This window comes from Streptomyces sp. R33 (assembly GCF_041200175.1).
Taxonomy (GTDB): domain Bacteria; phylum Actinomycetota; class Actinomycetes; order Streptomycetales; family Streptomycetaceae; genus Streptomyces; species Streptomyces katrae_B.
Window position 1 is genome coordinate 1,713,718 of sequence record NZ_CP165727.1, and the last position, 18,796, is coordinate 1,732,513.

Consider the following 18,796-nt stretch of genomic DNA (forward strand, 5'->3'; position numbering starts at 1 on the left):
AATCAGTCCTCCGGCCTTCGAAGTTCGGCGGACGCGAGCCCGCGCACGGCGGGGATCGCGAGGAACAGCACGACCGTTATCGCGAGCGCCGCGAGCGTGCTGAACAGCAGCGTCTTCGGCCCGGGCTCCCCCCACAGCGCCCCGGCCGCATAGGCGACGGCGAACGGCAGCCCTATGGTGGAAAGCAGCCCGACGGCGAGGCCGCTGCGCCGGGCACGGGCGGTCTCCACGTAGCGGGCTGCGTCGGCGAGCGCCGTCCCGGCCTGTGCGAGGAGTCCGGGGAGCCGGTGCTGTTCCTGGAAGCGCTCCAGGAGCGTGTTGGCGTTGCCGTGCACGGTGATGTGTGAGGACCACAGCGCCCGCCGCAGTTCGATCTGCTTGCGCTCCAGGTCGAGCAGGCGACGGGCCTCCGCCGGCCGCGCTGGCAGCCGGGCCAGGGAATTGGCCAGGAAGTTGACGCCCAGCACCTGCCAACGCCCGAGGAGGAACGCATCGAGGTAGACGGTGTGGACGAGCGACGCGGCCGTGGGGTGGAAGCCGGCGTCGTCGCCTGAGTCCGGTGACGTGCCGACGAAGGCCGCGCCGTCCCGTAAAACCAGCGCCTGCCAGTCCGCGGAGAGCCGGACCCTCCCGGCGAACAGCCCGTCGTCCTCCGGATCGGGCGGGAAGTGATCGACCGGCGTAGCGGACGCCGACAGCCACAGCCATTGGTCGCGGGCGCCCCACCCCGCGTACGGCGGCGGCATCACTTCGGGCAGGGCTCCGTCGTCGAACGTGACGTGCGACAGGACCCATGCCTTGCGCTCGGATTCGAGGGGCCGGACCCCGGCGGGCAGCAGTCCCGCGTACTCTGCGCTCATCGCCGTCAGGTCGCGGAGCCGCGGAAGGTCGTTCAGCGGATCGCCGGACAGCCGCACGTGCAGGACGACGACGGCCCGCCGTGGCGCGTCCGAGGCCAGGACCGGAGGCAGGCGCAGCATCTCCATCGCCTCCACCACCGGCGCGGCGGGCGTCCCGCCGGGGGTATGAGGGAGAGGGGCAATGGAACGGTGCCAGCGGGAAGGGTGGCCGGTCGCCCCGTAGAGGGACTCTCCGACGCGCGGCTCGAAGTACGTCATCCGCCGTTCCCGATCGGCCACTCCTGCGGCTAAGCGCACCGGCAGGGGACCCTCCGTCCAGTCAGTCGGCGGTGGTCCGCCCCCTAGCCCCTCGACATCGAAAACGACACACGCCGTGCCCCGTTGTACGGACATGTACCCCCCACCGTCGGTCCCGGCTCCTGTGACGCATGCTACTGCCGTTCCTGACATATGTTCTGCGGATCAGATCAGAGGCGGTCAGTGCGAATCGTTACGCCAACGGCCCGGCCAACCGCACGGGTTGGGCCCCTCGGCCGTCCGGCTGCGATCCGCCGGTCAGGGCCTGGGCCGGGGCAGAGCTCGGGCGGGACCGTCCCAGCGCAGTACGGCGCGGCTGACGTTCTGGGTGGATCCGAGGTCGACCTGGAGCCACTGCGGGTGGCTGTAGGCGCTGGACCAGCGGGTGGCGGGGTCGCCGTCGGTGGCAGCTGCCGCCGGAAAGTTCGCCGTCTCCGTGCTGGAGGCGGTGGTCGGACGGCCCAGGGCCAGGTTCCCCGGCTGGGCGAGGCCGGGCCAGGCGGGGTTGTGCCCGACGGCCGCGACGAGGGGGGTGAACGCGGCGTACGTCGCCGCGGGCTTCGGTGATCCCCAGGTCTGCTGGGCCAGTGCGCGCAGCGGGTACATGATTCCGGTGGCTATCTGTTCCTCGGTCTCGGCGGTGGGGATGTCGCACCAGACGTGGATCAGCGAACCGGGGTTCTTCGCGGGGTCGGACAGGGTGTTGCCGCCCTCGAAGCGGTCCGGGGTCCAGGTCTCGTACATCCACTTGGTGTCGGGCTTCGGGCCCCCGAGCACGTAATAGGTGGGGGTCCAGGACTCGTTGGCCACGATGTGCCCGGCGTCGGCCAGCTGCTGGGGGGTGAGGCCGTAGGTGTACCAGTACTCGACGACGATGCCGGGATGGGGACGGAGGGTCCCGTCGCCGGACTTGATGCCGTCGTTCCACATCCGGGTGGTCTTGCCGCCCGCCCGCACCAGGTCGTCCGCCCAGTTGACGAACCCGTAGTAGGTGTCCTTGGCGGTGGCGTTCGCGCCGTAGTGGGCGCGGGCGTAGCTGAGCAACTGCGGGTACTTGCCGTAGTCGGCGACGTACTCGTCCGCGCCGATGTGCCAGTACAGGGCCGGGAACAGCGGCAGGTACTCGTTGATCAGGTCCTCGATCAGCGCGTACGAGCCGGGCAGCGAGAGGTCGATGAAGTCGTTGCTGACCGCGCCCGAGCTGCTCTCGAGCTTGAGCTCGGGGTGCGCGGCCAGGACCGCGTTCATGTGACCGGGGGTGTCTATCTCCGGGACGATCGTGACGTGGTACTTGCGGCCGAGCTCGACCAGGTCGGCGATGTCCTGCTTGGAGTAGTGGTCGGCGGAGACGATCTCCGGGTGCGTGGAGCTCTCCAGACGGAATCCGAAGGTGTCCGACAGGTGGAAGTGGAAGTAGTTGAGCTTGAGGTACGCCAGCTCCTTGATGTGCTGCTCGAGCCAGTCGACGGTGAAGAACTTCCGCCCCTGGTCGACCATGAGCCCGCGCTCGGCCTTGGCGGGCCAGTCCACCGCCGTGCCGGCCGGCACGGCGGTGGACTGGTGCAGAAGCTGGAGGACGCTGCGGGTGCCGTAGAACGCGCCGGTGTCGGTCCCGGCCTGGATGGTGAGGGAGCCCGCAACCGTCATCCGGTAGCCCTCGGTGGGCAGGGCGGCGCCGCCTAGGCTGAGCCCGATGTCACCGGTCGCCGCGCTCCCGGTGACGACGGCCACGCTGCGCCCGGCCAGCGCGCCCAGTTCCTGGGCGAACGTGGCTGCCTCGTCGGCCAGTTGGGCGGTGTGCGCGGGGTCGACGACGACGCGGGTGGCGTCGGTGAAGGTGTACGTACCGGTGCCCGCCGTCCATTGACGCAGCGCTGGTATGGTCTGCGGCGGCCCGGCGGCCGCCGCCTGGGCGGGGCCGACGCCGGGTATCGCCAGTGCGAACACCGCGCACGCGGTGGCGATCAGCAATCTGAGCAGACGCATGGCTGCCTCCAGCCGGGTATGGCCGAGCGGAGCGTGTGGGGTGCACCAGTGCAGCGCAGCGCGCCGAGGTGGTCTCCTGAAAGCGTGAGACGCATCCTGTTCCTCGTGAGCTGGACGTCATCGGCCAGATCGGAGTGCAACCCGCCTGGCCGAATCGAAGGGGCGATCTCGAAGCCCTCCAGATGGACATCCGCCCAGGCCACGAAGGGCGAGGCCCGGACGGCACCGAGGTCGGCAGGCCGGTACCCGCACAGATAGGTGCTCTCCGGTACGTACTCATGGACCAGTACGCCCAGCTCCGCGAGCTGCTCCTTCTCCTGCACCGAGGGGATACGGGTGGTCCGGACGAGGAGATGGTCGGAGGCGGACGCGTCCTCCGAGACCAGCGACGCGCTGGCCAGCTCGTGGGACTGCCTCAGCGGATCGATGGTGACACCGTTGAAGGTGATCCGGGCCATGGCGGGCTCCAGGTATGTGCACGCGACTGAAACGATGACATCGCGTGCCCATCTAATCACTTTATGTCACACATCGCGACCCTCTGTGGCGTGAGGGACGCGCCATGCCGGTGGCGGGCACCTTCGCGTGAGGTGCGGCAGGTTCGCCGAGGTCCCCGGTGAGGCCAGGCCCGCGAGGTGGTCCCCACACACGCGGGGGTGGTTGCCCGCTTGACAACGACGATTGGGAATCAGTCACAACCGATAGTTGGCCTTACTGGCTGTCCCTCCGCCAGCAGCCCGGCCAGCTCCGCGGCCGCCTCGTCGATCTCCCGCCCGCACGTCAGCAGTACGTCGTACGAAGCACCCCAGGGATCTGCGATCCCGTCTGCGGCCCGCTCCACCGGCGCCAGACTGCCGCGGGCGGCCGCGGCCCGGGCGATCATTTCCCGGGGTGGGGCCACCTCCCCCTGCGCCAGACGCAAGAACTCCCTGACCGTGAAACACTTGCGCAGGGCCACCGGCCACAGCCGTACGGCCGTCTCCCGGTGCTCCCGCTCGAGACCCAGTACGAGATCAGCCTCCGCGACCAGCTCAGGCCTCAACAGCCGGGACGTGAACCCGGCACGGTTCCCGCCCAGCTGCTTCAGCACCGAACCGGTCGCCGGATGCATGCCCGCGATGTGCTGGGCCCTGGTGCCCGCACTGCCCACCCGCGCTTCCGGGAGCCTGCCAGCCAGCAGCCGCTCGGCCAGCGGGGAGCGGTGCACATTGCCGGTGCAGATGAAGAGGATGGTCAGCCGAGCCGGGGCGTCAGCCCTGGGTACGTCTCCTCGATACCCTCGCGCAGTCCGGTCTTCGGCTTCCAGCCCGCGGACTGGATCAGCGTCCATTGCCCCCACCTCTCAGCAGCCTCGCCCCGCGGAGCAGCTCATCCTCGGCGCATGAACGCGGTGGCGGGGTCTGCGCGGCTGACGGGTCGCCGTATCCGTATCCGTATCCCCCCTGCCTCGGCTTCGGGCTCATGCTGAAGACCGTGCCGAGGGTCCGCGCCCCCACCGTACGCAGGACTTCGGTCGCCGCTGCGACCCGGTCGCGCGGGGTCTTTCCGGCCCGTACGACCAGGAGTGCGCCGTGGGCGAGAGTGGCGAGGGCCACCGTGTCGGCCACGGGCAACAGCGGGGCAGTGTCGACGATCACGGCCTCGTAGCCAGCGGCGAGTTCGCGCAGCAATTCCGCCATCCGGTCGGAGGCGAGCAGCTCGGTGGGGTTGGGGGGGACGGGGCCGCTGGTCAGGACGGAGAGCCTGCCCGCCGTCTGCATCACATCTCCGATCCGCGCCTGGCCGATCAGCACGCTGGTGAGGCCGGCGTCCTGGACGAGCCCGAGGGTGGGTGCCACGCAGGGGCGGCGCAGGTCGGCGTCGACGAGGCAGGTGGAGGTTCCGGCTTCGGTGAGCGAGAAGGCGAGGTTGACCGCGGTGCTGGTCTTGCCTTCGCCGGGTAGCGAACTGGTGACCACGATGACCCGAGGCCGGTCGCCGATCTGGGCGAACTGCAGGTTGGTCCGCAGATGACGGAAGGCCTCGGCCCGCGCCGAGTGCCTGGCGGCACCCGCGGCGAGCGGCTGCTGCGGGCTGTTCCTGTCGAAGGGAATGGAGCTGAGTACGGGCAGGCTGGTGAGGGCAGCCAGGTCGTCTGCGGTCTTGAGGGTGGCGTCGAGGGTTTCCCGGAGCAGGGCGGCCCCTGCGCCCAGCAAAAGACCGGCGATCAGGCCCGCGGCAAGGTTGAGAGCAGGACGCGGGCTGACCGGGGCCGAGGGGACCGAGGCGGTCTGGGTGACGCCCAGTTTCACCGGGGACTTGGCCACCCTGTTGGGGGACGGGGCGTCGAGGGTCTCCAGGCGCTCGACGACATCGCTGAAGCGGTAGGCAACCGCATCTGCGACGGCCGCCGCGCGACGCGGCTCGGTGTCCCTGACCGTGATGTTGACCAGCACGGTGCCGATCGGTGCTTCCGCGGTGATCCGGCCGGCGAGTTCGTCTGGCGTGGTGTCGAGGCCGAGGGAGGAGACGACGTGCCCGGTGACCTGACGACTGGTCACGATCGATGCGTACGACTGGACCCGGGCCAGCGAGAAGCTGTTGCCCTGCTGGAGCTCGCTGGTTTCGCCACCGGACTGGGCGGAGACGAACAGCTGGGCGTGTGCCTGGTAGACGGGGGTCGAGAGCGCAGTGGCCGCCCAGCCACCAGAAACCCCGAGCAGGATGCAGACGATCACGACAAGCCAGCTCCTGGCCAGCACTCTCAGGATCCTGCGAAGTTCCAAGATGTGCACCTCATCGGGTCGTTCGGGCAGCGCGCCCGGCCAGGTTAGACTAATTTGTCGGGCTTGTCTGGCAACCATGGGGGCCTGACCGGAGGAGTCCTTCGTGCTGCCAGCCCACATCGCCGTGCTGATCACCAGTCACAACCGCCGCGAGAAGACACTGTCCGCCCTCGCTGCCCTGCACGTGCAGCGCGGATTGCCCGAGGACACCGAGGTGCGGATCCACCTCGTGGATGCGGGCAGTACCGACGGCACACCCGAGGCGGTCCGCGCGGCGCACCCGCGGGTCGAGGTGGTGACGGTCGGCGACGACGTCTACTGGGGCCAGGGCATGCGCATCGCAAGCCGCAACAGCCACGCCGCGGGCCTGCCGCCCTGGGAGTACCAGCTCTGGCTCAACGATGACGTGGTGCTGGACCGGGACGCCCTCGCCGTCCTGCTCGACACCGCACGGACCGTCGGGCCCGGCGCCGTCGTCGTCGGCGCGGTGCGCGCGCGAAACGGCGCCCATACGACGTACTCCGGACGGAGCGGCCGCGCACTCACCCTGGTCGAGCCCACAGGACGGCCCGAACCCTGTGACACATACAACGGCAACGTGGTGCTCCTGCCCCGCGCAGTACATGTACGAATCGGCGACATCGACAAGGTCTTCCGGCACGGCATGGGTGACTACGACCACGGCTTCCGCGCCCGTCGGGCCGGCATCCCCGCCTATGTGAGCCCACGCCACGTGGGCAGCTGCGACCGCAACCCGCCGGACACCGGCTCTCGCGAACCGGGCATCGGGGTGCGTGAGGCACTGCGCCGCGTCACCTCGCAGCGCGAACTGCCGCCCCGCCAGTGGTGGGTGTACTGCCGACGGCACGCATGGCCATGGGCACCGTTGCTGATGGTCTCGCCGTACCTGAAGACGGTGGCGCTGGCTCTGGCCGGGCGACGCGTGGGGGGCGGGGAGTACCCGCGGTGACCGGGCCGATCGCACCGGTCGGCAGGGGCGGCGCCCTGCTGCTGTGGATCACCGGCCTCGGCACCCTTGCGGTGGCCCCCCTGGTCCCCCATCTCTATCACGGGATCGGCACGGCAGCCGGCGAACCCCTCTCCGGCCTGCAACTGCTCTTCTCCCAGGGCGTGATCTTGCTGGTGTCCGTCCTGGCGGCAGCCCTGGTGACCCGCGGTGTGTTCCAGGGCGCGAGAGCCGGTGCACGCCCATCCAGGACCGGCCAGGGGCTCGCCTGGGCCGCCGTCGCGTTCGCTGCGGGTCCCGTCCTGTCGGCCGTGTTCGGCGAGCACGGCGCCCTGGACGCGACCGTGGTGTTCGCGCCGCTGCTGTTCGCCGCCCTCTACCTATGCCCACGCCGCCCCTTCTCCGAGGTGCTGCGCCAACTCCGGTTCATCTTGCGCTGTTACGTCTGGTGCAGCTTGCTCAGCATCCTGGTCGCACCGGGCTGGGCCTTCCTGTTGCCCGCCCACGGCGACGGGGGGCGGGACTTCCTCGGCCTCGGCTGGGGCCAGTTCATGGGCCTTGCCCCCAACCCGAACCATCTGGCGCCCCTGATGGCCGCGGCACTGCTCCTCGAAGTCACCCCGGTGGGGCGGTGGCGCGGCCGTGCGATCCATGCGGCTGTTGCGCTCCTCGCGCTGACGCTCACCCAGTCCAGAACGGGCTGGATCTGTGCCGCCTCGGTGCTCTTCGTGCACGGCGCATGGGGCCGGACCGTGCTCCGCAGGCAGCTGCTCACCGTCTTCGGGGGCGCCGCCGCCCTGATGGTGCTGATGGCGGCCCCCGTACAGGCCGCGCTCGCCCGGCTCGCCGCCGATCCGATGTACGGGGACTTCAACGGACGCACCCTTGCCTGGCGGCTCGCCTACACCGAGTTCGAACGCAATCCGCTGTTCGGTTACGGGCCCACTCTGTTCAGCCCGGCCCACCGACTGGAGCTCTTCGGCACCACGGACCACTGGATCGGCCAGGCGCACAGCCAGGTCATGCAAACGCTCGGGGCCACCGGTCTGATCGGGTTCGCCGGGCTGTGTCTACTGGTGAGCTCCCTGGTCGTACAGGCCCGGCGGGCCTCCGCGCACACCAGCGGCCTCTCGACCGCGCTGGTGACCCTGCTGATCGTGGCGTGCACCACCGAGGCTCCGTTGCGTGCTCTCGGCGGACTGTCCGCCCCCATTCTGCTGCTCACCGTGGTGTGGTGCGTTCTGCTCCACGGAACCCCCTTCCCCACCTCCGCAACCCAGGAGCCGTCAGATGTCCCGTAGAACCGCGCTGATCACCGGCATCACCGGACAGGACGGCTCGTATCTCGCCGAACTCCTGCTCTCCAAGGACTATCTGGTGCACGGCCTGATCCGCCGCTCGTCCACCTTCACCACCCAGCGGATCGACCACCTCTACCAGGACCCGCACGAGCCGGACGCCCGACTCCGCCTGCACTACGGGGACCTGGCCGACGGCTCCCGGATCGCCGCCCTCCTGGAGCACATCCAGCCCGACGAGGTCTACCACCTGGCTGCCCAGTCGCACGTCCGCGTCTCCTTCGACGAGCCCGAGTTCACCGGCACCACCACGGGTCTCGGCACCACCCGGCTGCTGGAGGCCATCCGGATGACCGGGCTGCCGTGCCGTTTCTACCAGGCCTCCAGTTCGGAGATGTACGGGATCACGGCGCCGCCCCAGTCCGAGACGACGCCCTTCCACCCGCGCTCCCCGTACGCCGCCGCCAAGGTGTACGCGTACTGGATCACCCGCAACTACCGTGAGGCGTACGGAATTCACGCGGTCAACGGCATCCTCTTCAACCATGAGTCCCCGCGGCGCGGCGAGACCTTCGTGACCCGAAAAATCGCCCGGGCCGCGGCCCGGATCGCCCGCGGCGAGCAGGAGTTCCTGCACCTCGGCAATCTGGAGGCCCGCCGCGACTGGGGTTACGCCCCCGAATACGTGGACGCGATGTGGCGGATGCTCCAGTGCGACCGGCCGGACGACTACGTGGTGGCCACGGGCACCAGCTACAGCGTCCGGGACTTCCTCACCTTCTGCTTCGAGCGCGCGGGCCTCGACTGGGAGCGCCACGTACGGTTCGACGAGCGTTACTTGAGGCCCTCCGAGGTACCGGACCTGATCGGCGACGCGTCGAAGGCGGAACACGAGCTGGGCTGGCGGCCGACCGTGCTGACCCCCGACCTGGCCCGTCTCATGACCGACGCCGAGCTGGGCGCGCAACTGCCCGAGGGGCAGGTGGCCCTGTGAGCTCGCCGACCGTCCTCCACCTCACCAACGACCGCGAACCGCCAGGCCCGGGACTGAGCTTCGGCGGCGCGTTCCGTGCCCTGGCCGTCGACGGCGCGCTCACTCATGTGCCGCTCGCCCCCGCGGCACTGCTGGCGGCAGGCCGCGCGGCCGCGTTGGCCGAAATCCGCCGGGCCGCCGAACGGGCCCGACCTGAAGTCCTGTTCGTCCAGACACCGGGCAACTTCCCCTGGACCGAGGCGGATGTAGCGGACCTCCTGCGGCGCCTCGGCTCACCGATCGTCGTGATGTGGGAGGGCGACCCGTGGGGCGGGCGCAAACCCGTCCTGCCTTCCATGGAGCCCTGGTTGCGGTACGCGGACACCGTCTTCACTCCGGGCCTCGGCATCCAGGCCCTTCTCCTGGGCAGGTACACCCGGCGGCCAGTGCGGTACATCCCGCAGACCGTGCCCCATCGCCTCTGGGACGACGGGCCCGTCCCGGGCGTCGACGCAACGGCACACGACGTGATGCACATCGGCAGCTGCTTCGTGCGCTTCGGGGTGTTCGAGCGGATCGACGGCGCTCGGGAGCGCCAGCGGTTCGTACGGTCCCTGCAGCGGCTGCCCGGTTGCCGGTTCGCCGTGCACGGCCACGGCTGGCGCGGCCGGGGCGCGCTCGGACCCGTCCCGTTCGACCATCAGGTGGACGCCCTGCGCACCACCCGGATCAGCGCCAACTGGGACCACTTCCCCGGCCGCGACGGCTACTTCTCCAACCGGCTGCCGATCAGTCTGTTCGCGGGACGCCCGCACGTCACGACCAGGCCCCTGAACACCGATTGGCTGCCGGGCCCGGAGTGCGGCCTGCACCTGGTGGACTCCCCCGCCCAAGCGGTCGACCGGGTCACCGAACTGCTCCGCGCCGACCCCGCACAGCTGCATGCCGCCGGACTCGCCGGGCACACGTGGGTCCGTACCCGGCTCACCGAGACCAACGCGCTGCGGCACATGCTCACCCGCCACCTGGCTTCCGTGCCCGCACCGCGCGCCGACCCCTGGCAGGAGATCGCCGCGATGGACGCCGTCAGCGTATGAGCGCAGTCACGCGCAGCCTCGGCTGGAACTACGGCGGCTCCGCGCTGGGAATGCTGTTCCAGCTCGGCTACACGGCGATCGCCGCGCGCCTGGTGTCCCCCGACCACTTCGGCGCGTACGCCACCGCGTGCAGTGTCACCGTCCTGCTCGGCTACGTCGCCAACTCCGGCCTGGCCACCTGTGTGCTGCGCGCCGAGCAGCTCACCAGGTGCCTGTTGCGTACCGTCTTCACACTCGCCGCTGCCTTCGGGCTCATCTGTTTCTGCACCGCGCTGCTCGCCGCCCCGCTACTCACAGCGGTCTGGGAGGGCCCGCAGACGGCCGGGATGCTGCGCGTGCTGGCGGCGCAGTTCCTGGTCCAGCCGGCTGCGCTGGCGGCGGTCGCTGCACTGCGCAGGCTGGAGCGTCCTCGTACGGCGGTACGCGCCGAACTGGCCGGCCAGGTCACGGGATCGGCCCTGGCACTGACGCTACTGCTGGCGGGCTGGAACCCTTACGCCCTGGCCACCGCGTTCCCGCTGTCCGCGGCCTGCACCCTGGCCCTGGCCGCCTGCGCAGTGCTACCCGAACGACGCCGCTCCCCGGCCGACGCACGGCCGTGGCGCCGCCGTCCGCGCCCGGCGTCCGCGGCGCAGGCGCCGACGGAGCACGGCGCACCGTCGGTGCCCGCTGCGCCCGCACGGCTGCCCGTCGGCCTTCCCGTTCCGGCCCGCGAACTTCTCCGCTCCTCCGGCTTCTTCACCGGGTACGGCTTGGTACAGTCCGCGACCAACAACGCCCCACTGTGGCTGGCGGGCGCCACCCTCGGCGCCACCGCGGCCGGTCACTACTCGCGTGCCGCACTCCTGACCGGTATCCCGCTGACCGTCCTCGCGCAGGGCCTCCACCGGGCCGTCACCCCGGCGCTGGCCGACGCCCGCGCGGCCGGGAGGATTCCTCCGCAGGCGGTGCATGACGTGCTGTGCTCGGCATCCGCCGTGGGACTGATGGGCCTGGGCGCCCTCGCCGGTCTCGGGCCGGCCGCGCTGCTCCTTCTGCTGGGGCCGACCTGGGAGACGGCCTCGAGCCTGGTTCCGGTGCTCGCAGCCGGGGCCGCACTGTGGATGCTCTGCTCCACCGCCAGCTCCGTCGACACCGTCCGCAGGGACACCAGAGCCCTGCTGCGTGCCCAGCTCGCCGCCATCGGCGCGACCGCGCTGATGCTCTGCTTCGCCTGGGCGTACCAGAGCCTGTTGCTCGCCGCCTGCGCCACCGTGGTCGCCCCGCTGGCCGGTCATCTCGTCCAGCTCGCCCACTGGCATACCGCCAAGGTCCTCGGTGTACGTCCGCTGCTCTTCGCGCACGCCGTGCACGCGGCGGTCGGCACGGCACTCGGTCTCTCGGCCGCGCTCGGCCTGCGCTCCCATCCCCCCCACTACGGGCTGCTGCTGGGCCTCGGCGCCATGCTCCCGGTGGCCCTCGCCTGCGCTGTGCTCCGCACGCGTCTGCCCGTCTATGCCACGGCTCGCCGCCACGGTCTCGTCAGATCCCATCCGAGGAGCCACCCATGCACATCGGCCTCGCAGGCCCCGTCGATCTGACCCCCCTCCAGCACCTGCTGCCCGCGCGGCTACCCGCCGTCTACAGTGGACCGTGCACCGGCTGGCTCGCCAGGACCTGGCTGGAGCAGGGGCACCGACTGACGGTGTACGCCCTGAGCGGCGCCGTCGCCGGGCGGCAGGTGTACAGCGGCAAGGGCATCGACCTCGTCGTCGTACCGCAGCGGGCGCGGGCCAGACACCGGCTCAAGGACTTGTTCCGCGCTGAGCGCCGAGGGCTCGCTGCCGCGATGCGGGCTCACCCCGCCGACCTGGTCAGCGCCCACTGGACGTACGAGTTCGCGCTGGCCGCGATCGCCAGCGGCCTGCCCTCCTTCGTCACTGCACACGACACCCCATTGCGCTACGCCTGGGAGATGCGCAGCGCCTACCGCTGGCTGCGCCACTCCATGGCCCTTCCGGCCGTCCACCGCGCCACCGCGCTCAGCGCCAACAGCCCCTACACCGCACAGCATCTGCGCCGGGTGCTGGGTGTACGACGGCCCATCGAGGTCATCCCCAACGGGGTGCGGATGGAGCATCTGCCCAGCGCCATGGCGTCGCCCGACGCCGCCCCGGTGTTCGCCACCGCCGTCCAGGGCTGGGGGCCGCTCAAGAACACGGCCACGCTGCTTCGCGCCTTCGCGCTCCTACGAATCGAACTCCCTCACGCTCGGCTGCTGCTGTGTGGCGACGGACACGACGCGGGGGGACCGGCCCGGCAGTGGGCCGCCGTACACGGGCTCACCGCGGGGGTCGAATTCGCCGGCCCGCTGGCGCACGACACCTTGTTGCGCCGGATCGCCGCCGAGGCCCACGTTCTGGTCCACCCGTCCCGTATCGAGTCGTTCTCGATGATCACAGCCGAGGCGATGGGCATGGGGCTCCCCGTCATCGTGGGTGAACGCAGTGGGGCGGTGCCCTGGGTCGCCGGGGACGGCGGCCTCGCCGTGGACATCGACTCGCCCCGGACGCTGGCCGACGCCATGATCCGGCTGGCCCGCGACCCGCAGTTGCGGGCCCGGCTCGCGACGGCGGGGCGCCAGCGGACGGCAGGCCGCTTCGAGCTGCGGGACGTGGCCGCCGCGTACACACGCTGGTTCACCACGGAAGGCAGCCGCCCATGACCACCACGCCCCTCGTACTGCAGATCAGCAATGAACCTGAGCCCTCCGGCCCGCGCACCCGCTTCGCGCGTGCCTTCGAGGACCTCGCCGATGCGGGCCTCCTGCGGTACGCGTGCGCCGTCCCTGCCGCCGGGGACCAACTGCCTTCCTCCCGTCCGGACCTGGTCTTCGTCCAGTCCCCCCAGTCGTACCCGTGGACGAACCGGCAGGTCCGGAAGTGGTTGCGGACCGCTGGGGAACCGCCGGTCGTGGTGTGGGAGGGCGACGCGTGGGGAGGGCTCACCAAGCCGTTGCGCGAGCGGAACCTGGCGTGGATGCGGGCCGCGGAAGAAGTCTTCAGCGTCGCCGCGGGCGGCCAGGCCGCGATGCTGCGTCGGGTCTGCGGCCGGCCGGTGCGGTACGTGCCGCACGTCGCGCCGCTGCATCTGCTCGCCGCACCGCGCGGCCCGGAGCCGGCCGCGGGCGGAGTGACGCTGGTCGGCAAGCGGCTCACATACCTAGGAATCGAACTGATCCCCGATGATCGCGAGCGGGCTTTGTTTGTCACTGAGTTGCACAAGGTCGCGGGAGCGCGGCTCGCGGTGTACGGCACGGGATGGCGAGGCCCCTTCGCACGCGGCCCCGTCCCGTTCCCTGAGCAGCTGACCGTCATGGAAGGGGCGTTGATCAGCGCGGGCTGGGACCGCTATCGCAAACTCACCGGCTACTTCTCCGACCGGCTGCCGATCGCGATGTGCGCGGGCCGGGTCCATGTCACCTCCCGCCAGCCGGGACTCGGCTGGCTACCGGGTCCCGACCGCGGCCTGCACCTGATGGACACCCCGCGCGCCGCGGCCGGGCGGGTCCGCGAACTGCTTCGCCGCGATCCTGAGGAACTGCTCGTGCAGGGACGGTGGATGAGCGAGTGGGCCCGTGCCCGGCTGACCGAGCGCCAAGCCCTGCTACACATGCTCTCGCCGTACATCCCGCTGCTGCCCGCCCCTCCCACCGACCCGTGGGCCGGGCTCGCCGCCCTGGACTGCTAGGAGTCGGAGCCGTCCAGAAAGGACCGGCCGGACGGGTCCTTCTCGTACGCGTTGTAGACCTTCGGCAGCGGCCGGTCGTCGCGGATCGCCCGGAACAAGGCCTCGGCTTGATCCTCGACCATCGTGTAACGGCCCCGCTGATCGGGGTGCTCCACGCTCGGAACGGTCAGGATCTGCGTGGCGCTCGCCGGGATCGTCCGCGCGCTGTTCACCAGCCGGTAGAGCTCGTCCAGCGAGTCGAGGCCGGGGTCTGCCACCAGCGAGGACGTCGCCGCGTCCAGCAGCGGATACAGCTTGGTGGGGTTGGTCAGCACGCCGTCGCTCTGTGCTTTCTTCAACAACTGCCGAATGAACTGCTTCTGCCGCTCCACCCGTTGGAGGTCGCTGCCATCCCCGACTCCCACCCTCGTGCGTACGAACACGAGTGCCCGTTGTCCGCGCAGCAGCTGCCTGCCGGGCTGGAGCGTGATGTTGTACTCAGGCTCACGGATCTTCTCGGACACGTTCACCTCCACGCCCCCAACAGCGTCGACGACCCTTTTGAAGCCGGAGAAGTCGACGACGAGATGGTGGTCGACCGGGATGCCGGAGAGGTCCTCGAAGGTACGGACCGCACAGGCGGCCCTGCCAAACTGGAAGGCCCAGTTGAACGGGGCGTGCTGGGCAGTGCTGCGGGAGCCGTCCGGCTGCAGGCAGCTGGGGATGTCCACCATCAGGTCGCGCGGCATGCTGACCACGGAAGCCCGGCTTCGGTCCGCGGAGAGGTGGATCAGCATGGCGGTGTCGGAGCGTTCGCTGCCCCAGTTCGCTTCCTTGTCCGAGCCGAGCACCAGGATGTTCTGGGCCTTGCCGGGCGCGGGGCGGGGCCGCTTGCCGTGGTCGGCGGCGAGGGCCCGGGCCGCGGCCTTGTCGGTGCGGATGTTGCCGTCAAGCCGCTGGTAGAGCAGCCAGCCGGCACCCGCCGTCACCGCGAACAGCAGGACGGCGCCGATACCGAGCCGTCTCAGGACCTTGCGACTGCGCCACCAGCTCTCAGGTACCGGCATGGATCAGGCCTTCCACCCCGTCGGCAAATCGCTGTGCCATTGACTCGACCGTGTACAGCTCGGCATCCGTCCGGCAGGCGGAAAGCAGTCTGTCGTAGAGGGCGGGCCGGGTGAGCAGATCCGTGACGGCCGCGCTGTACGCGTCCAGGCCGCCATCCACGACGAGGGCATTGCGACCGTGCTGCAGGTACTCGAACTCGGGCCCGTGCGCGGCGTGGGTGGTGGTGACCAGGGGCGTGTCCAGCGCGAAGGAGTCAACCGCAGCCAGCCCCACCGCGCCGGGCACCAGCAGGACGTCGGCGACAGCGCCGAGCCGGGCCTTCTCCTCAGCAGTGGCCGTCCCCACGTACACGACGGGACCGCCCACACGCTGGACTTCCTCCACCAGGTGGCGCTGCGCCCCGTCGCCCGCGACCAGCAGCCTGAAGCCGGGCAGCAGTTGGGCAACCCGGCCGGCCGCCGCCAGCAGGAACGGGATACGTTTGGCGGCGTCGAGGCCGCCGACGTACAGGGCGGTGCGGCCGGGGCGCAGCGCGTACGACTGCCGCAGGGCGGAGAGTTCGGTGGCGGGGATACGGGAACGGGCTGCGACCAGAGCCCTGGTGTCCACAGTGTTGCGGACCGTCGTGACCCGCTGTTCGGGGAAGCCCTCGGCGATGACGTGCCGGGCGCCCTTCTCCGTATAGGCGAAGAACCAGCGGGCCCGCTGGGTCAGAGCGCGCTTGGCTGCGCGCAGCGGGGCCGGGTCGCTGCGCGTGTAGGTCCCGCCGTGGCCCCACAGCCCGACGGGTGAGCCGCCACGGCTCAGCAGTGCGCGGTAGTTCTCCAGGCTGTGCAGGGACTGGCCGAGGACCAGGGCGTCGCAGTCGCGGGCAAGGGAGCCCAGGCCCCGCCAGACGAGATGGCGGCCGGCGAGGCGGAAGGTGCGCTGCGGCAGTAGGACCGTTCCGGCAAGGGCGCAGGCGTCGGCGCGCCGGATGTCCTTACCCCAGGGTCGGCCGTGGGCGATGGTCAGCTCGATGTCTCGGCGGGCGAGTTCGCGGGTCAGGCGTTCGTAGAACGCGAGGCGGTAGCCCGGCACGTACTGCTGGACGACGACGGCTCTTCTCACCGGGCCGCCCGCGCCACCTGAGTCGGCATGCGCCCGTCCTTGGGGGCGGTGTCCGCGCGGAAGAGCACCAAGTCGCACTGGAGCATCTGGCCGGTGCACGGGTCGGTGAACCCGGGCACGACGGACATCAGGGTGAGGCCCAACTCGCCCTGGGTGAGGGCGAGGGCGTCGTCGAAGAGCAGGCCGTCCCGGTACAGGGGCACGAAGGACGTCTCGGTCTGGATGCCGGCGCACTCGCTCGCGTACCGACCGGCGCCGCGCAGCACATGCGCCTCGTACCCCTGCACGTCCATCTTGAGGAACACCCGCTCGCCCGGGGCGACGATCTGCTCCCACAGTTCGTCGAGGCGGCGGATCTCGGCGGTCTGTCGGCTCAGGTAGGCGGCGTGCGGGGCGGCCGCTCGGTGGCGTTCGAGCATGGGAAGGACGGAGCTGCTCGCACCCGCGTTGCCCGAGACGTTCATGACAACGGTGCCGGAGTGGTCGCCGAGCGCGTACGGCAGGACCGTCCAGGCCGGGTCGGACGCCGCCCTGCGCTGGAGCTCCGTGCGCGGGCCGGTGAGCGGCTCGAAGGAGACGATACGGCCGCGGTAGCCGGAGTGGCGGAGCATCGTGCCGTAGCCGCCGGCGTGTGCACCCGCGTCAATGACGAGGCCGACATCGAACTTTCGGAGCAACTGCACGAGTTGCCGACCGCTCCAGCTTGCCGGATAGCGGGCGATGTCGATGCCGAGGCGCTGCATGGCGCTGCGCGCACGGTGAAGGAGGGTCACTGTCGTGCTCCTTTGTATGCTGCCCAGAGGAAACGGGGATGCCCCCACAACACCCGGCGCCACAGCCGGCGCGGTTCGCTGCAGAGGCGGAAGAGCCATTCCAGGCCGTGTCGCTGCATCCACAGCGGGGCCTGCGGCTTGTTGCCGGAGACAAAGTCGAAGGCGGCGCCGACGGCGGCGAACACCGCGGGGTGCGCGGCGGCGAGCCGGGCGGCCTCGTAGTCCTGTTTGGGAGTGCCGAGGCCGAGCCAGACGATCTGGGCGCCGCTCGCGCGGATCCGGTCGAGCTGCGACTGCCGTTCCCCGTCGGTCGGTTCGCGGAACGGCGGCGACTCGGCGGCTACGATCAGGGCGCGCGGGAAGCGGGCGAGCAGCTCGGCGCCCAGCTGTTCCAGTACCGCCGGGGTGGAGCCGAGGAGGTAGTGGCGCAGGCCCACATCCTGTCCGGTTTGGAAGACGTCCAGGAAGAGGTCGGGGCCGTACACCCGCATCGGCGGCAAGGAGCGGCTCCGGTGGACGATGCGGTTGGCCCACACCACCCCTTGTCCGTCGGGGAGGTTGAGCGTCGCGGTCCGCAGCACCTGACCCAGTCGCGGGTCCCGGTCGGCGAGGGCGAGGGTGTACGCGTTGCAGAGGTGGACGTCGGCCGCCACACCCTCGGTTGCGAGCCGGACGACCGCGGCGGCCGCGGCGGCCGGAGTCGCAGCGGCCACAGGAACCCCGGCGCACAGGACGGTGGTCAGGCCGGTGGACACGTCCGTGCGCGTTGTGGCCGGCAGCCGCACGTCCCTGCCCGTCACCTGCTTGCCGTATCGATCGCCCTGGCAGCACGGGGTCTGCCAACGGTCCGGCGGCCCCGGCGCCTGGGCCGGCCAACCCGGCCGGCCTCGTACACCGGCACCCTGAGCAGTCCGCCGAGGGCCAGAAGCGCGGCGACCGCCACCGGCAGTACGACGGAGGGCGGCAGCCAGGCGTGGTGGATCAGCAGCCCGATGACCGTCCCGACGAACGCGGTGACGCCCAGTATCACGGCCGTTCCCTGCACCGTCAGCCCGAGCCGCTGGAGCCGGTGCGCGATGTGGTCGGTGCCGCCGAGTAGCAGCCGGCGGCCGGCCCGGCGCCGGGAGACGAGGACGAGCGCGGTGTCGGCGGTGACGACGAGGGTGAAGGCGAGCACCGCGCCCATGGTGCGGGCCGGGGTGTCGCCGGTGTGCAGCAGTACAGCGGCGGAGGAGAGCACGAAACCGGTGAACAGGGAGCCGCAGTCGCCGAGGAAGATCCGGGCAGGATGCCAGTTGTGTAGCAGGAAGCCGGTGAGGGCGGCGGCCAGTACCCAGAGCAGCAGGGCGAGACCGGTACGGCCCTCGATGATCGCGCAGATGGCGAGCCCCAGCGCGGTGACGGCAGCGACCGTCCCCATTGCTCCGTCGGAGTTGTCCAGCAAATTGAAAGCGTTGGTGACGAAGACGATCCACAACACGGCGAGGACCCCGGTCAGCAGCCCCAGTCCGCTGCCGTACGCGACGGCACCCGCGGCACCCGTCTCGACGACGAGTCGCGCCCGGGGCCCCAGCGGCCGCAGGTCGTCGAGCAGTCCGAGCATGGCGACGGCCGCTGCGACCGCGAGCAGCGTGCCGACCTCGGGGCCCAGCGGCGCCCGCCCGGTCCACAGTCCCGAGGTGGCCGCGGCGAGGGTTCCCGCGACCACCGCGACCCCGCCCAGATGGGGGGTGGGGCGGGTGTGCGCCTTGTGGGCTCCGGGCCGGTCCAGGAGACCGGCACAGGCGTGTCGCCACCGCAGCGCGAGGGCACGTAGGAGTTCGGTCAGCACGGCGGTGAGCAGCAGGGCAGCCGCTGCGACCGCAAGCGCGTAGGGCACGGTGAAGGTCCTCTC

Annotated in this window: 17 protein-coding genes; 7 read left to right on the forward strand and 10 right to left on the reverse strand. The window is 70.9% G+C overall.

The window, feature by feature from the left end; all coding sequences use genetic code 11:
• Positions 1-2: 2 nt before the first annotated feature.
• The 5 genes from AB5J51_RS08335 to AB5J51_RS08355 form a co-directional block, all read right to left on the reverse strand.
• Positions 3-1,118: a hypothetical protein gene (locus tag AB5J51_RS08335; RefSeq protein ID WP_369777316.1), complete on the reverse strand. Its 1,116-nt coding sequence runs from the start codon at positions 1,116-1,118 to the stop codon at positions 3-5.
• Between the two features lie 297 nt (positions 1,119-1,415).
• Positions 1,416-3,143: a family 20 glycosylhydrolase gene (locus AB5J51_RS08340; RefSeq protein WP_369777317.1), complete on the reverse strand. Its 1,728-nt coding sequence runs from the start codon at positions 3,141-3,143 to the stop codon at positions 1,416-1,418.
• The gene (locus tag AB5J51_RS08345) at positions 3,122-3,601 is read right to left on the reverse strand and encodes a hypothetical protein (RefSeq protein ID WP_369777318.1); all 480 of its coding nucleotides are present in this window, start codon (positions 3,599-3,601) and stop codon (positions 3,122-3,124) included. Before AB5J51_RS08345 ends, AB5J51_RS08340 begins: the two co-directional genes overlap by 22 nt.
• 230 nt (positions 3,602-3,831) lie before the next feature.
• Positions 3,832-4,473 carry a low molecular weight phosphatase family protein gene (locus tag AB5J51_RS08350; protein WP_369777319.1) on the reverse strand — a complete coding sequence of 214 codons (642 nt, stop codon included), beginning with the start codon at positions 4,471-4,473 and terminating at the stop codon, positions 3,832-3,834.
• Positions 4,463-6,028, reverse strand: coding sequence for a polysaccharide biosynthesis tyrosine autokinase (locus AB5J51_RS08355; protein WP_369780232.1), 1,566 nt, complete (start codon positions 6,026-6,028; stop codon positions 4,463-4,465). Before AB5J51_RS08355 ends, AB5J51_RS08350 begins: the two co-directional genes overlap by 11 nt.
• On the opposite strand from AB5J51_RS08355, the gene AB5J51_RS08360 reads away from it, so the two are divergent.
• From AB5J51_RS08360 to AB5J51_RS08390, 7 genes are read left to right on the forward strand one after another with little or no spacing between them, the layout of a single operon-like run.
• Entirely contained in the window at positions 6,012-6,878 is an 867-nt protein-coding gene (locus AB5J51_RS08360; protein ID WP_369777320.1) for a glycosyltransferase family 2 protein, read from the forward strand. The genes AB5J51_RS08355 and AB5J51_RS08360 overlap by 17 nt on opposite strands.
• Positions 6,875-8,176 (forward strand): O-antigen ligase family protein, encoded by a 1,302-nt coding sequence (locus tag AB5J51_RS08365; RefSeq protein ID WP_369777321.1) that lies wholly within the window; start codon positions 6,875-6,877, stop codon positions 8,174-8,176. Before AB5J51_RS08360 ends, AB5J51_RS08365 begins: the two co-directional genes overlap by 4 nt.
• Positions 8,166-9,167 carry a GDP-mannose 4,6-dehydratase gene (gene gmd, locus AB5J51_RS08370; protein ID WP_369777322.1) on the forward strand — a complete coding sequence of 334 codons (1,002 nt, stop codon included), beginning with the start codon at positions 8,166-8,168 and terminating at the stop codon, positions 9,165-9,167. Before AB5J51_RS08365 ends, gmd begins: the two co-directional genes overlap by 11 nt.
• Complete coding sequence (locus tag AB5J51_RS08375) at positions 9,164-10,243, forward strand: hypothetical protein (RefSeq protein ID WP_369777323.1); 1,080 nt, start codon at positions 9,164-9,166, stop codon at positions 10,241-10,243. Before gmd ends, AB5J51_RS08375 begins: the two co-directional genes overlap by 4 nt.
• On the forward strand, positions 10,240-11,823 hold the full coding sequence (locus tag AB5J51_RS08380; RefSeq protein WP_369777324.1) for an oligosaccharide flippase family protein: 1,584 nt from the start codon (positions 10,240-10,242) through the stop codon (positions 11,821-11,823). Before AB5J51_RS08375 ends, AB5J51_RS08380 begins: the two co-directional genes overlap by 4 nt.
• Positions 11,790-12,947, forward strand: coding sequence for a glycosyltransferase family 4 protein (locus AB5J51_RS08385; protein WP_369777325.1), 1,158 nt, complete (start codon positions 11,790-11,792; stop codon positions 12,945-12,947). Before AB5J51_RS08380 ends, AB5J51_RS08385 begins: the two co-directional genes overlap by 34 nt.
• The gene (locus AB5J51_RS08390) at positions 12,944-13,972 is read left to right on the forward strand and encodes a hypothetical protein (RefSeq protein ID WP_369777326.1); all 1,029 of its coding nucleotides are present in this window, start codon (positions 12,944-12,946) and stop codon (positions 13,970-13,972) included. Before AB5J51_RS08385 ends, AB5J51_RS08390 begins: the two co-directional genes overlap by 4 nt.
• On the opposite strand, the gene AB5J51_RS08395 is transcribed toward AB5J51_RS08390, so the two are convergent.
• Genes AB5J51_RS08395 through AB5J51_RS08415 form a run of 5 tightly spaced genes read right to left on the reverse strand, consistent with a single transcriptional unit; the run spans position 13,969 to position 18,781 of the window.
• Complete coding sequence (locus AB5J51_RS08395; protein WP_369777327.1) at positions 13,969-15,018, reverse strand: LCP family protein; 1,050 nt, start codon at positions 15,016-15,018, stop codon at positions 13,969-13,971. The two genes, AB5J51_RS08390 and AB5J51_RS08395, sit on opposite strands and share 4 nt — an antisense overlap.
• The gene (locus tag AB5J51_RS08400; RefSeq protein ID WP_369777328.1) at positions 15,005-16,129 is read right to left on the reverse strand and encodes a glycosyltransferase family 4 protein; all 1,125 of its coding nucleotides are present in this window, start codon (positions 16,127-16,129) and stop codon (positions 15,005-15,007) included. The genes AB5J51_RS08395 and AB5J51_RS08400 overlap by 14 nt, the downstream gene beginning before the upstream one ends.
• Complete coding sequence (locus tag AB5J51_RS08405; RefSeq protein WP_369777329.1) at positions 16,126-16,902, reverse strand: FkbM family methyltransferase; 777 nt, start codon at positions 16,900-16,902, stop codon at positions 16,126-16,128. The genes AB5J51_RS08400 and AB5J51_RS08405 overlap by 4 nt, the downstream gene beginning before the upstream one ends.
• Positions 16,899-17,702, reverse strand: coding sequence for a WecB/TagA/CpsF family glycosyltransferase (locus tag AB5J51_RS08410; protein WP_369777330.1), 804 nt, complete (start codon positions 17,700-17,702; stop codon positions 16,899-16,901). The genes AB5J51_RS08405 and AB5J51_RS08410 overlap by 4 nt, the downstream gene beginning before the upstream one ends.
• Entirely contained in the window at positions 17,699-18,781 is a 1,083-nt protein-coding gene (locus AB5J51_RS08415) for an MraY family glycosyltransferase (RefSeq protein ID WP_369777331.1), read from the reverse strand. The genes AB5J51_RS08410 and AB5J51_RS08415 overlap by 4 nt, the downstream gene beginning before the upstream one ends.
• Between the last annotated feature and the right edge of the window lie 15 nt (positions 18,782-18,796).